General features: G+C 41.6%; 12 protein-coding genes. 6 read left to right on the top strand and 6 right to left on the bottom strand.

Annotated features, from left to right (window positions below):
• Positions 1–250: 250 nt before the first annotated feature.
• From AA650_RS19225 to AA650_RS19210, 4 genes are all read left to right on the top strand, one after another.
• Positions 251–4,087 (top strand): type I polyketide synthase, encoded by a 3,837-nt coding sequence (locus AA650_RS19225; RefSeq protein WP_053540258.1) that lies wholly within the window; start codon positions 251–253, stop codon positions 4,085–4,087.
• Positions 4,088–4,223: 136 nt separating this feature from the next.
• Positions 4,224–5,129, top strand: coding sequence for a DUF4437 domain-containing protein (locus AA650_RS19220; protein ID WP_053540257.1), 906 nt, complete (start codon positions 4,224–4,226; stop codon positions 5,127–5,129).
• Positions 5,130–5,413: 284 nt separating this feature from the next.
• A complete protein-coding gene (locus tag AA650_RS19215) occupies positions 5,414–6,106 on the top strand; it encodes a DUF4437 domain-containing protein (protein ID WP_325064574.1) in 693 nt (230 codons plus the stop codon).
• A gap of 141 nt (positions 6,107–6,247) precedes the next feature.
• Positions 6,248–6,922 carry a GNAT family N-acetyltransferase gene (locus AA650_RS19210; protein WP_053540256.1) on the top strand — a complete coding sequence of 225 codons (675 nt, stop codon included), beginning with the start codon at positions 6,248–6,250 and terminating at the stop codon, positions 6,920–6,922.
• A gap of 191 nt (positions 6,923–7,113) precedes the next feature.
• Here the strand turns inward: AA650_RS19210 and AA650_RS19205 are convergent, their stop codons facing one another.
• The 6 genes from AA650_RS19205 to AA650_RS19185 form a co-directional block, all read right to left on the bottom strand.
• Positions 7,114–8,337, bottom strand: coding sequence for an aromatic ring-hydroxylating oxygenase subunit alpha (locus AA650_RS19205; protein WP_053540255.1), 1,224 nt, complete (start codon positions 8,335–8,337; stop codon positions 7,114–7,116).
• 33 nt (positions 8,338–8,370) lie between these two features.
• Positions 8,371–8,601, bottom strand: coding sequence for a hypothetical protein (locus tag AA650_RS28195; protein ID WP_168635025.1), 231 nt, complete (start codon positions 8,599–8,601; stop codon positions 8,371–8,373).
• Positions 8,594–9,154: an oxidoreductase gene (locus AA650_RS19200; RefSeq protein ID WP_053540254.1), complete on the bottom strand. Its 561-nt coding sequence runs from the start codon at positions 9,152–9,154 to the stop codon at positions 8,594–8,596. Before AA650_RS19200 ends, AA650_RS28195 begins: the two co-directional genes overlap by 8 nt.
• A 165-nt stretch (positions 9,155–9,319) precedes the next feature.
• Complete coding sequence (gntT, locus tag AA650_RS19195; protein WP_053540253.1) at positions 9,320–10,687, bottom strand: guanitoxin biosynthesis MATE family efflux transporter GntT; 1,368 nt, start codon at positions 10,685–10,687, stop codon at positions 9,320–9,322.
• A 338-nt stretch (positions 10,688–11,025) separates the two neighbouring features.
• Positions 11,026–11,778, bottom strand: a complete 753-nt coding sequence (locus tag AA650_RS19190; RefSeq protein ID WP_053540252.1) for a thioesterase II family protein — start codon at positions 11,776–11,778, stop codon at positions 11,026–11,028.
• Between the two features lie 321 nt (positions 11,779–12,099).
• Positions 12,100–12,816, bottom strand: a complete 717-nt coding sequence (locus tag AA650_RS19185; RefSeq protein ID WP_053540251.1) for a lipocalin-like domain-containing protein — start codon at positions 12,814–12,816, stop codon at positions 12,100–12,102.
• Between the two features lie 343 nt (positions 12,817–13,159).
• Between AA650_RS19185 and AA650_RS19180 the strand changes: the two genes are divergently transcribed.
• Both AA650_RS19180 and AA650_RS19175 read left to right on the top strand, forming a co-directional pair.
• Positions 13,160–13,540, top strand: a complete 381-nt coding sequence (locus AA650_RS19180) for a hypothetical protein (RefSeq protein ID WP_053540250.1) — start codon at positions 13,160–13,162, stop codon at positions 13,538–13,540.
• 345 nt (positions 13,541–13,885) lie between these two features.
• Positions 13,886–14,692, top strand: a complete 807-nt coding sequence (locus tag AA650_RS19175; RefSeq protein ID WP_053540249.1) for a hypothetical protein — start codon at positions 13,886–13,888, stop codon at positions 14,690–14,692.

The raw sequence follows: 14,692 nt of genomic DNA, 5'->3' as shown, positions 1-14,692 counted from the left end.
AGCTAGATGAGTGAAAATAATGAACAGCGCTATGTTCATATCGTAAGAGTTCAGGAGTATGGCTAACGCCACGCTTCGCTATCAGGAGTTCAGGAGTTCAGAAGTATGGCTAACGCCACGCTTTGCTATCAGGAGTTCAGGAAGAAGGAATAACATTTTTCTTTTATCTTCCCTGTTCCCTGTTCCCTGAATTCTTACTTCATATCAATGAATGTAGAACAATTAAGCAGTATATAATGGGGTTAATCAAATGAGTGAAAATAATGAACAACGCTATGTTCAATTGATGAAAGTAGCGTCCCAAAAAATTGCTGATTTACAATCCGAAATTGAGCGATTAAAGCAGAAAGAACGCGAACCAATCGCCATTGTTGGTATGAGTTGTCGCTTGGCAGAAGCCGATAATCCTGAAGCATTTTGGGACTTACTTGCCAATGGTGTAGATGCCATTCGAGAAGCCCCAAAGGGTCATCATTCATATCTAGATCCCTATTACGACCCAGATCCAGACGTGCCAGGCAAGGTGTATATCCGGCGTGCAGGATTTCTCAACCAATCTCCCACAGATTTTGATGCTAGTTTTTTCGGGATTTCCGCCAGAGAAGCAGCAAGTTTAGATCCCCAGCATAGACTGGTGATGGAAGTAGCTTGGGAAGCCTTAGAAAACGCTGGATTTGTCCCCGAAAAATTGGCAGGCAGCCAGACAGGTGTTTTTATGGGGATATGTGCCAATGACTACGTTTGGCAACTTGTCAAACAAGACCCTGTAGAAACAGATTTCTACATAGGATCAGGGAACGCCTATAGCCCAGTGGCAGGCCGCCTTTCTTACTTCTTCGACTTTACAGGTCCTTGTCTCGCCGTTGATACTGGCTGTGCTTCTTCATTGGCTGCCATTCACTTAGCAGTTACCAACTTGCGAAGGGGAGATTGTAACCTGGCATTGGCTGGAGGCGTACAGCGATATGTCTCGCCAGAATATTGGCTCAACCTTTGCAAATCCCGAATGTTGTCTCCAGATGGGCGTTGCAAAACTTTTGCGGCAGGAGCAAATGGTTATGCTCGCGGTGAAGGTTGTGGCATAATCGTTCTCAAACGCCTTTCAGATGCAGTAGCTGATGGTGACAATATTCTAGCCTTAATTAGAGGCACAGCACATGGGCAAGATGGAAGAACCAGCGGTCTAACTGTACCTAGCGGTTCTTCTCAGCAAAATGTGATTCGCAGAGCGATCGCCAATGCAGGTATTAAGCCCAAAGATGTCAATTATATTGAGGCTCATGGTACAGGTACTTCTCTGGGAGACCCAATTGAAGCAAATGCTTTGATCAAGGTCTTTCGCCAACGAGAAGAACCTCTGATCTTAGGTTCCGCGAAAACTAATATCGGACACTTAGAAGGAGCCGCTGGCGTAGCAGGTCTGATCAAAATCGTTCTGTCCTTACAAAATGAGTTGATTCCACAACACCTACACTTCCAAGAGCCTAGCCCTTATATTGCTTGGGATGAGATGCCAATAAAAGTGGCAAGCGAACAGATACCCTGGCCAGCAACAGATAAAACTAGGTTTGCTGGAGTTAGTTCCTTTGGTTTTACGGGCATCAATGTCCATGCTGTCCTTTCAGAAGCACCACCAGTAGCAACAAAAAGTGAGGCAGAAACTTGGAAGCGCCCCCTACACCTGCTCACCCTCAGTGCCAAAACCAAACCTGCACTCGAACAGATGGTTCGCAACTACGAGAAGCACTTAGCAACTCATCCCAACTTAGAGTGGGCTGATATCTGTTATACCACCAACACTCGGCGGACTCATTTCCACGAACGTTTAGCTGTGGTTGCTGACTCAGTTTCTCAAGCACGGGAAAAATTATTAGCTAATTTAGCAGGAACAGAAAACACCAACCTGTTTAAAGGTAGCAAGAGCGAAAGTCAACCTCAAATCGCTTTTCTATTCACAGGTCAAGGTTCCCAGTATTTAGGGATGGGACGGGAGCTATACGAAACACAACCCATTTTTCGTCAGGCATTAGACCGCTGTCAGGAAATTTTAAATGCCATTGGGAATCAGGAAAAATCGTTACTCTCCGTCCTCTACCAAAGCGATGACAGTTCACTCCTAGAGCAAACCGCTTATACCCAACCAGCGCTATTTGCCTTGGAGTACGCCCTAGCCTCGATGTGGAAATCTTGGGGTCTAGAACCAACCGCAGTCATTGGCCATAGTGTCGGGGAATATGCAGCAGCTTGTGTAGCGGGGATTTTCTCCTTAGAAGATGGATTGAAACTGATTGCTGCCAGAGGGCATTTAATGCAAAAACTCCCGGATAACGGAGAAATGGTGTCTCTATTAGCTTCGGTTGAACAAGTGACAGAAGCAATCAAAGGTACGGACTTAGTTAGCATCGCGGCTATTAACGGGCCTGAGAGCGTGGTCATTTCTGGCGAACGGGAAGCGGTACATCTAGTAGTGCAGAAGTTAGAACATAAGGGAATTAAAACTAAGCGCTTAAAGGTTTCCCATGCCTTCCATTCAGCATTAATGAAGCCAATGCTGGCTGAATTTCGCCAGGTGGTGCAAGAGGTAACTTTCCACCAACCCAAACTCAATTTTATCTCCAATGTCACGGGCAATTTTGAGCGTGTTTTACCCACAGACCCTGAATATTGGGTAGATCATGTGGTCAAACCAGTAAGATTTGCCGACGGTGTGGAGACATTACACAGAGAAGGAGTAGAGATATTTGTGGAAATGGGCCCCCAGCCAATATTGCTGGGTATGGCACGTCATTGTTTACCGTCTGAATATGGAACATGGCTGCCGACGCTACAGCGAGAGCAAAGCGATTGGCAAGGGGTGCTTCAGGCTGTAGGCCAATTGTATGTAAGGGGCGTGGCGATTGATTGGGAGGGCTTCCATCGTGACTATGGCTACCGCCAAGTGGGAGTACCAACTTATCCTTGGCAGCGAGAGCGCTACTGGATTGATGTAACACATACACAACCTCTAACGCAATCTGGCTCCCAGAGCGTTGCCCATTCTCTGCTCGGTCAACCATCACCTCAGCAAGCCACTGGAAAAGATTTTGCCGATCAGGTGGTGTGGAAACCACAACCTCGTTATGGCTTACCTGCTGATTATTTGGCTTCTCCGAGCGAACTAACCAGAAACAAAGAGGATCAACCTCTGGCGAGAAATTGGCTCATTTTTGCTGATGATCATGGGGTTGCTCAACAATTGGCGACAGAGATGAAAACAAAAGGCGATTTGCCAACAGTCGTTTTTCCAACCGAATCTCTTCACCCATTAGGGACAGAAACGGCCTCTCCACTGGCCAAATATCAGGACTTAATCACAGATCAAAAATGGCATGGGGTGGTGCATTTGGGGAATTTAGATTCTCCGGGGAATGAACTTGATGTTAACTTGGTGAAATCCCTTGTAAAATCCGGTTCTTCACCTAGATTCTGGTTAGTAACCCAAGGGGTACAAGCTATCGAAGCAGCGCAGACAGACTTGGTGCGATCGCATTTATGGGAAATCAGCCAAGTTATCCAGTCAGAGCCAGATCATCCCGAACTTTCATTTGTACTTCTAAATTTAGCTCCCGAAGGAGTTGATAACCGAGTACAAACAATTCTAGATGAAATTTGGATCGAACCTGCTTCTTCAGTAAAACTGGTTGCATTTCGTGACAAAGAACGTTTGGTTGCCCAATTGGTAAACCCAGAAAAGTCTGGGACAGAGGGTATTCTCAAACAGAAAGGGAGAGAAGAAACTTCACTCAACTTAGTCGAACAATTAAAGGCAACTGAGAAAGAGCAACGCAAAGCACTATTAATTGCTCATATTCAATCTCTATTGTCTCAGGTTTTGGGAGACAAACAAGAGAGGACTTTCTCCCTATCACAAGGATTTTTGGACTTAGGAATGGATTCTATGACATCCATAGAGCTAAGAAATCGCTTGCAAAACTCGATAGGCATCCCATTGTCATCAACCTTGTTTTATAAATATCCAACACCAGAGGCATTAGTTGACTATTTGATTCAAGATGTGCTTGCTACTTTTGTAAAGTTTGATGATTAATAGGGGTTAAACTGCTCCCCGGAGTCGCTTCCGGGGCAGTGTTTTCGCCTCCAAACGAATAGGCGGCAATGCTTGGCCATTAGGCTATAAAATAGACTCTGTAATGGCAAGCATATAAACAGGAAAATGGGAAATTATGGGTGACGCGAATAGAAGTTTTAATTTGTCCGAAATAGACCAAACGGATAATTTTTTAAGTATAGTGCCGATCCAAGAAGATTGGGGGGGAGATGGGAGTGGACGCTTACACCTATCAGGAAGGTGTACGGACATATCGAAAAAGTATGTGCCGCGTCAGTATCAATTTTTCAATACAAATACCGTGCCAGAAGAACCAGGATGGCGAATCAGTGGAATGTCTGATCAAGTCCTAGCAGGAAGACGAAGATTGCTGACGTGGCATGATTGTGGTGCATCTACTTCCAGAGTAATCCTACCGCCCAAATTTGCGGCGCCATCTGGGATATTCACTGCTGACTTGGAAATTTTTATTCTTGCTGGCAAGATTCAAATTGGTGAATGGGAACTAGATCAACATGGTTACTCCTTTATTCCTGCTGGAGTAAAAGTAGAATCTTGGCAAGTTTTAGGTGAAGAGGAAGCGGAAATTCTTTGGATGGAAAACGGGCCAGTTCCCCTCCAATACCAAGATGCAGAAACCAATTATCCAGGTGCGAGAATAAGTGAATTTATTCCAGCTTTGGATAGCAAATTCTTGCCTTGGAGTGATACAGAGAAAGTAACAATCAAGAAAAAGTTTTTAAGGAAACATAATAACGGCGGCGAAACATTGATATTTGCCATCTTGCCACATCATGTCACTCATGATGCAATGATTTATTCCTACAATGAAGAGGCATATATTTTAGGTGGATATTGTGATCTAGGAAGTTACCGACTTGCAAAGGATCACTTCTGCTATTGTCCTAGCTATAATATTATCCCTAGAGAGAAAACGGTTGATGGATTTTTTGGTTTTGCCAGAATTGATAGAGATGGCTCCCAAACGATTTACTCATCACATAACATAAAAAAATATTAGAATATTTGTCAAGCAAATGATGCGTTTACAGAAAATGACAGTTTAGGCTATAAAATAGACTCTGTAATGGCAAGCATATAAGCAGAAGAATGGGAATTATGGGTGACGCGAATAGAAGTTTTAATTTGTCCGAAACAGACCAAACGGATAATTTTTTAAGTATAGTGCCGATCCAAGAAGATTGGGGGGGAGATGGGAGTGGACGCTTGCACCTATCAGGAAGGTGTACGGACATATCGAAAGAGTATGTGCCGTATCAGTATCAATTTTTCAATACAAATACCGTGCCAGAAGAACCAGGATGGCGAATCAGTGGAATGTCCGATCAAGTCCTAGCAGGAAGACGAAGATTGCTGACGTGGCATGATTGTGGTGCATCTACTTCCAGAGTAATCCTACCGCCCAAATTTGCGGCGCCATCTGGGATATTCACTGCTGACTTGGAAATTTTTATTCTTGCTGGCAAGATTCAAATTGGTGAATGGGAACTAGATCAACATGGTTACTCCTTTATTCCTGCTGGAGTAAAAGTAGAATCTTGGCAAGTTTTAGGTGAAGAGGAAGCGGAAATTCTTTGGATGGAAAACGGGCCAGTTCCCCTCCAGTACCAAGATGCAGAAACCAATCATCCAGGTGCGAGAATAAGTGAATTTATTCCAGCATTGGATAGCAAATTCTTGCCTTGGAGTGATACAGAGAAAGTAACAAATAAAAAAAAGCTTTTAAGGCAACATAATAACGGCGGTGAAACATTTATATTTGTCACTTTACCACACTATGTCACTCACCATGGAATGATTTGTTCCTACAATGAAGAGGCATATATTTTAGGTGGATATTGTGATCTAGGAAGTTACCGACTTGCAACGGATCACTTCTGCTATTGTCCTAGCTATAATGTTACCCCTAGAGAGAGAACGGTTGATGGACTTTTCGGGTTTGCGAGAATTGATAGAGATTTATCCAAAAGCACTTGAGTGAGATACAGTCATAAGCCCCCTCCTCGCTTGCGGGGGTGGAGTTCTTGTATTTAACTCAACCGATAACCGCTATAGCTAATTGTTTACTACCTTCTTACTGTCCAAAAATTTATAATCAACTAATGGTGAGAATAGCCCATGTCTTCCTCCGAAATGAATACAAATCCTATTGACGATAGCATCATCGCTACAAAGTCGGCTCAAATCAATCCTTCAATAAAACATAAGGACATTCAGATCAGAACTGCATCAGCTTCCGACCAGAGACATATTAATGCTGCAATGGTTCTAGCCTTTAACAACGATCCTGTTGCCCGCTGGCTCTTTCCTGACCCCGATCAATATCTCACTTATTTCCCACTCCTATTTGAAACATATATTAACGAGTCCTTAGCCCATCAGACTTCTTATTATGTTGATGGTTATGGAGGTGCAGTGCAATGGATTCCGCCAGGGATAGAATGGGATGCAGAACCATTAAGGAAAGTATTTCAAGAAGGTATCGCTGAGTCACGCCAAGCAGAGGCATTTGAATTGTTTGAACAATTGGGGAATGATCATCCTAGTCAACCTTACTGGTATCTGTCCTTTCTAGGTGTGGAGCCAATTCAACAGGGTAAAGGCTTTGGTCTAGCCCTATTGCGGCCTATTCTCAGACAATGCGATCGCGATAGTATTCCTGCCTGTGTGGAAACCTGCGGCTGCATTCCAAGAAACATAGCATTCTATAAAAAGCAAGGGTTTGAGTTAATTAGCCAGTATCAAGTTGGTGATGCACCGATTATTGTCAGAATGATTCGCCAGCCACAATAGCCCGTTGGTGATCTTTATATAGAGTTCCTACGAGTTATTCGGTAAGCTGTGGGGCGTGATCGTGATTCGTAGGCGAGCGATCGCACCCCCGCAATATTCCTTAAGTTGACACCAATGATAGCTGTTGCGCCCCTACACATTTTCTTAGGTGAGCAGATTCAGTCTTTCATCCTGTAAATCAGCAACGCCACTTAGAACAAGTCTTCCTCATCAAAATTTCTATTCTGGAACTTCTGCATTCCGATTGAATCAGTTAGGTATGCCATTAAGAACTCGTGAAATCGGTGTACCATTGGTTCTTTGCTAGGAGATAACGGACCAGCAGATGAACGAAGGAAAGCTAGCTCATTCTGTATTTTTGGCAATAAACTTAAATCCTGGAGTTGTATCTTATCATACTCCTCAACTAGTGATTGAACATTCTCTGCAGATTTTGCTTCTGTGGTATTAGGAACTAACCAAGTCCAACGGATTCTTGTTTGAGATACACTGATTGGATCAATTAGAAACACTAGTACAAGATTTGGCAGACAAAATAGGCAAAAATTCGGCCAAAACGATAACCAGAAATAACCTTGCATCAATTTAGGAGGTAATCCTTCTATGACTGTACCCGGTTCTATCTCTTCTTTTGTCGAAAAGGAAGAATATTCTACGTAGTAATTATCTTTTCCTTGAAAAAAACTCTTTACAGGGGAGACCCAGTCAAGTTGAGGTATTTCATTAGTACCTTTGTGAAGAAATGGTACATGATAATTCTCAACGGTATTTTCTACATAAAGCTTCCAATTAATATTGGCTTGATAATCATGGGTATGAACATGACTCAATTCACTAATTTTATAATCATCAAATAGTTTAGGTAGTTTGCCAAGCTGTGTTTTTAAGGGAGAACAATTGGGATCAAGATTAACAAATATAAAGGGTCCCCAAGTATCAATATGAAAAGATGACAGTCCATATTTTGACATATCAAAATCTTCATGTTTTTCAAATTCAGTGACGCCTGTTAATTTTCCTTCTAGGTCATAGGTCCAACCATGATAAGGGCACACAAAACAATTAGCCTTACCATTTTCTAAAGCTAGGGGTGTGAATCGATGACTACAGATATTACGAAAAGCACGTAAATTACCTTCCTCATTTTTAACAATCAGTAGAGAAATATTTGCAATACTCACAGTAAAATAAGATTTAGGTTTTTCCAACTGATTGGTAAAACCAACAAAGAGCCAGGAACGACTAAATAATTTCTCTCTTTCCAGCCGATAAACCTCATCAGATACATACATGAATGCTGGCAAGCATACTGCTCTTTCCACTGGGTGTGGCTGCCAATTGTTCAGATAATTTAGTAATTCTTTATCCTTGATAAAATCGACATTGTTTAAGTGGTTATTTGCCGTAGCTTCCATTTTTCTTCTCCTATTGAATATTGTTTGTTGTGGCTACCAATCTATTTGACAACGTAGACAGATAGGACTTGTGTGTACACCGTAGCCTCGCTTGCGGGGAGGGGGTGGGCGGATGCTTCTGTCAAATAGACAACTACAAGAAGAATACAAGATACTTTCTTGATTTGTTAAGGGATAGCGATCACCTAAAAAGTGTGCAAGTTCATATAACTCTTTAAACAAATCTTCAGGAATATAGCCGCGATCGCTTGAATAGTTAACCAAAAATATCTTCTATATCACAAAAAGTGCAAGGTTTTGGCTTATTGCGTCTTAAAAGAGTTGCATTTTTCCCTGTGGGATATGGGAAATTGAGGATATCCAGATAGCTGAAAACCAAGTCAGGATTGCTGATATAAAGTCGTTCAAAGGCAATCATTTCACCATCTACGCCGTTGGGATTAATTCGGACTCCCACCCGGTTGGCTGGCCACACCGTCAGAACCGCCTCTACTATCTCCTTAATCTGGAGGAAGATATGTCCGCCTTTAGCATGAATAGCATCGACGACCTGTTTCCAGCCACTGGTTTGCTCATCGGAATAGATGCCGGGTGAGTTCAGCCAACCGTTCGCTTGTTCTGAAATCGTGGTTGCTTCACCAATGATTAGACCAGCCGATGCCCGTTGAGCATAGTATTCAGCCATCAGTGCGTTGGAAATCCGCTCCACTCCAGCCCGCGAACGAGTCAAGGGTGCCATGACCACGCGATTCTTTAAAGGTAGATCACCCAACATGAATGGGCTTAATAAGTGAGGAGAGATACTTTCAAAAGTCATAAAGGTTATGTCTCTGCATTTATTGTCTCATGTGTCAATGCGTAAGTTCTAGTATCTTTCCTCACTTATTAAGCCCATTCATGTTGGGCGATCTACCTTTCTTAGCCTCCCAAAAAATTGGTTTCTCCAGAACAAATCGCACTTGGAGGTATCCCGGTTGCACTCCTATTTCACCTCTAAATTCGTAACCGAGACATCACTGGCATTAATATCATCGCCAAATGTACTGGGCAGATTTACCAAAAACATCACCATTCTGACTGCATGAAATAAAGATACACTTAACCACAAGATATGGTTGCTGGAAAACTTAATGGCAGCGAAACTGGCAGGTATAAACCCAACTACAAGAGCAATTAAGCTAACATTGCGGAGGGTGTATCCTTGGGCTAAACCTAAGAAGTATCCTTCCATCGCAAAACTGATTGAACTAAAAGCTAAGGTAAGTTGTAACCAAGGAAGAAAAGTATTTATATTTGAGGTTACTTCAGTGTGGTTAGTGAACCAACTAAAAACAGTATCTGGAAATAGCACACATACTCCACCAAAAAACACTGCTACCACGAGAGCAGCTAAAATAGAAAAACCTACTAAGGGAGGTAATTGTTGTCGAGATCCTTTTCCTTTAAAGTTTCCAACCAAAGCTTCTGTACCGAATCCCATTCCCTCTACAAAATATGTATTAAAGCTAAATATTTGCCACATTAAGGTATTTTGAGCATAAATCAACGTTCCCAGTTGGACTCCTTGATAGCTGAATATGAATGTGGTAAGCAGACAAATACAATTGCTGATCAGGATATTCATATTGAGAGCTAAGTTAGATTTTATAGCTGAAATGTCCCATATTTTTCCAGATAAAGATCGAATTTCCAACCACTGAAATTCCTGGCAAAAAAATATCAATCCCATGAATAAAGATAAATATTGGCTTGTAGCAGAGGATATTCCTGCCCCTGTACTTTCCCATCCCATGTGGATAATAAATACATAATCAAGTACAATTTTGCTGCCATTACCAAGGACTGAAATTAGCACAACTAAGCTATTTTTTTCTCGTCCTAGAAACCAACCTATCAATACAAAATTGAGTAAGATTGCAGGCGCTCCCCAAATTTGGGTGTTGAAATAGGCAAGGCCCGAAGATTTTATCTCTGGGTCAGCATTTAGCAGAGCAAACCCAAGTTCTCCTAAAGGATATTGTAAGAGGATGAGGGTGATACCTATGACTAGAGCAATCAAGCCGTTACGCAGCCCCACCAACAACATCTCTTCTCGGTCATCCCGTCCAACTGCCTGTGCTGTGAGTCCAGTAGTTCCCATGCGTAAAAAGAATAAAGCCAAATAGAAAAAATTCAGCAAGTTTCCAGCAATGCTCACTCCAGCGAAGTGACGGATGTCTTCAAGATGACCCAAAAAGATGACACTGACTATATTTGCCAGTGGAATCATAATACTGGATAGGACGTTGGCTAGAGCCAGTCGGAAATAGCGGGGGATAAAGCTATATTGCGCTGGAAGTGTTTGGTTCATAGATCGAGAAGTGAGTTATGGGCAGTGTTACTGAGCATTGGTGACAAGTTACAGTTATTGTCCATTTATCAACAAGCAATTATACTTAATAAATCTTGATAATTAAGCTGAAAAACATGATTTTCAGGATGGGATACCTTCGATCAGCTTCGCTATCGCATTCTAAAAATCCAGTATTGATGTTAATCTAAGTACATTATTTTGCCTAAATTCAAGTATAGCTACTGATTAATAAAGGCGGCTTTTGTTTGACTTGTCACCAATGGTTATTGAGGACGATTTTTAAAAGGTCAAAGGTTGAGTCAAAGAGCTATCAAGCTACAATGACTTTGTGCAAGTTATAAGTCTTTCAGGGTTTGAGACATAAACTGCAACAAAGCTTGTCTATTTTCATTGAGGTAGAAGTGTCCACCTGGGAACATCTCTATTGAAAATGAGGAACGGGTGTAATCACGCCAACTAACAAGATTATCGTAACTGGCTTCCGGATCTTCAAGACCACCCAAAGCAAAAATGGGACAATCAAGAGGCTCGACTTGGGAATGGATATATGTTTCTACTAAAGTCATGTCTGCTCGCAAGGTAGGCAAGAACAACTCCATAAGTTCTTGGTCTTGTAGGACTACTTCTGGTATGGCAGAGTAAACATTGGTTAATTTTTCAATAAATTCTGCATTAGGTAACAAATGAAGGGGCGGATATAATTCAGGTATGTTAGGGGCAGGACGACCTGATAAAAACACATAAACCGGATTGACGTTTCTTTGCCGGAGTTTTCTAGCTAGGTCATAAGCAATTAGCGATCCCATACTATGACCAAAGATCGCAAATGGCTTATCCAAATGTTGCAGTAAGACATCTACTAAGTTCTCTGTCAGAATTTCAAGATTTGAAATTGGTTTTTCTTTGATGCGATTTTCTCTTCCAGGCAGTTCAATCGCACAAACCTCTACATTTGAGGGCAATTCTCGAGGCCAGAGACGAAAAATGGATGTCCCACCTCCTGCATAGGGTAGGCAAAATAAGCGTAACTTGGCTTGGGGATTGGATTGGGGGCATTTAATCCAAAGATTAGGTATTTCTGGTTTCATAAATAATATTTGTCTTATGAGACACGATTGAATCTGTAAATACAACGCTTGTTTACCAGAGTGGTAGATTCTCAACGAGTGGTTGGTAGTATCTCTGGAAACAAGAGTGGCAAATTTTAATTCGGAAAATGAGGCAGTTTACATCCATGCCTTTTAATTTACTATCAATAGCAATACCTTATCCAAATCAACAAAAGTCTTGATTTGTAGGTTGGATTGGGTTACGCGACAGCGTAACCCAATCCAACCTACAAAAAATGGACAAGGCATTGCAATAGTGTAGCTGTTTTTCCCGATAACGTTTGGGAATTCCGTGAACTGTTATTTTGAAAAGCGCTCCCAAGTTATAAAGGGAGTTTGTAGCTTGCCATCCATCATCTCTGGAGCATGAGTCAATACTAGCTTGCCATTCTCAAAACTATAAATGCGTACTTGATTTGTACCAACATAATTTGGAAACAGGCTGACTTCAACACGATGAACCACTTTACCTTTTTGGAGTTCATATTTACCGCAATAGGTAATATATGTTTGTACTGCTTTTGCCTGTTCTTCTAGCGTTCCCCCCAAAATATCTCCTGAAGGAAAATTAGGACGTTTGTTTTTTGAAAAGGTTACACACATATGTCCATCGGGAGTGTACATAAGGTAACCAACAGAATCTTTCCCAAATGGATGGGTAACGTTCCCCTTTGCATCCTTATTTATCCAGGATACCAATCGCCAGCTTCCTACAAATTGTTTTTGTTGGGCTGTCAACTCACCACGGGAAATCTTATAGGAAGAATTGGGTTCCAACTCGGAGGGGGTGGAGCCTTGCTTAGGTGAAATTCCGTCCTGTTTTAAGTTGGTAACACCTTCTTGAGCGGCAGTAGGTTTTGATGTTTCTGCCTTAATTGCAGCCCCACCATAGGACAAAATTAAGGCTGCTGTTAAGCCTCCAGAAAACCATTGAATAGAGCGCTGGATAGGACTCTTTTTTGCTTTCTTGCGCTGTTCAACACTGGCATCAATCGACTCATTAGAAATAGGATTCATAATTCTTCCTCAATAATTTGGTGATCGTCCCAGGCATTATGTAGCAATGAGCCTCTGGGGAAATTAGACAGAAGCTCATTGCTGTGGCTGGTGTCTCAGAAGATACTACCATAGGAACATTCATTGTGTCTACATATTAAAGTCAAGAACAGCAATTCTCATTTTGAAAATAAAATAAGATAAAGTTGTGTATCAACCTTAAATTGTGAGTCCAAAATATTCAATTTTGGATTGTTTTCTCTTGTTTATTTATTGTCAATAATCATTGCTAATTGAGAAAAGCCTGATATAATTAGTTTTCAGGATGATTATTTATATCGAACTCAGGTCCTTTCAATTCATTATGTCTACGAAAGAAGATGATCTAATTTCCAGAGCGGAACTGCTGCAACAAGCCATTGCGACGTTGCAACTGATGATTCAACAAATTAAGGCTGGTGGAGAAATAGCACCATCTGGTTGCTGTGTTTCCCGTTACCAAGCACGGGGTAAACAAGGGGTTTATTGGTACTACAAATTACACGCTAATCACCCAATTTTTCCTACCACTCAACCCGACAAATTGAGTAAATACAAGCATTTAGGCAAGGCTGGAAGTCCGGCTCACGTTGATGCAGTCATGCAAGTAGCTAGGAGAACCCAAGTTGATTACTTACAATCATGTATTGATTCTCTCCGACAAAATTGGGTTGATTTGTACGATAGCCTCAAAAAGAAAAAGTAAGTCTCTCAATTTTTTTGTTCTCGTAAATAAAACGCGAACACTTTTCTATTGGTTTTACTCCCCATTTTCCTTAACCGAGCAGTATTGAGGCAAGAGGCAAGAGTAAAGAAGTTTTCAGCGATTTTACGTTTCTTTACACAGGTTGGTTTTATTGTGTTCACCTACTTGGCATTAAATTTTCAATAATGGTGCGTTGCGCTGTCGCTCTAAGAAGCGTAGCCATGCCCTCAATGGCTTTACACACCATACATATCTGCTATATTAATCAACTTTTCCAGGGCAATTTCCCGAAAAATGAATTGATAAATACTATAATAGGTAATTAATCCCTTATTTGTGGTTGTTATGGTTGTTACTGCTTCGACCCACAAGATTACCTGGGAACTCTTGCCTGAAGATTTTGTTTTAGAAGATGAACCAGTGGATAATGTTAATCAACCTTCTTTAGCCGCTGCACTGACGGAAAGCCTGCAACTGGCAGGGAAACTCCCAGAAACAGCCCTGGCTACGACCAATTACGGCATTTGTACCGTAGTTAATGGCAAAATTGTCATCAAAGCACCTGATTGGGCTTACATACCCAAAATTACTGTGCCTAGAGAGCAAATACAACGTAGTTATACTCCTCACAAACAGGGTGAAATACCGGTTGTGGTGATGGAATTTCTTTCTGACGCAAATGGGAGTGAATATTCCAGTAAACGGACTTTTCCCCCTGGTAAATGGTTTTTTTATGAAGAGGTGTTAGAAGTTGCAAATTATCTGATTTTTGCACCTGATACGGGTGTTTTAGAATTTCATCGCTTACAAAGTTCAGGAAAATATCAATTACGTTCCCCTGATGAAAATAACCGTTATTGGTTAGGGGAAATGGATTTATTTATTGGTGTATGGCAAGGAAAGCGCGAAAACCGTGATGGTTATTGGTTGCGCTGGTGGGATCAGGAAGGTAATTTGTTATTGTGGGGGTTTGAGTCGGTTGAGAAGGAACGCGCAGAAAAAGAACAAGAAAGACGAGAAAAAGAACAAGAAAGACGAGAAAAAGAGCAAGAAAGACGCGAAAAAGAACAAGAAAGACGAGAAAAGGAGAGAGCTTTACAACGGTTAGCGGAGTTGGAGAAACGATTACGAGATGCGGGAATTGAAGATTAG

Origin of the sequence: Anabaena sp. WA102 (assembly GCF_001277295.1) — a bacterium.
GTDB lineage: Bacteria > Cyanobacteriota > Cyanobacteriia > Cyanobacteriales > Nostocaceae > Dolichospermum > Dolichospermum heterosporum.
Note: the sequence above shows the minus strand (reverse complement) of the source record. Positions and strands in the feature narration are given on the sequence as shown.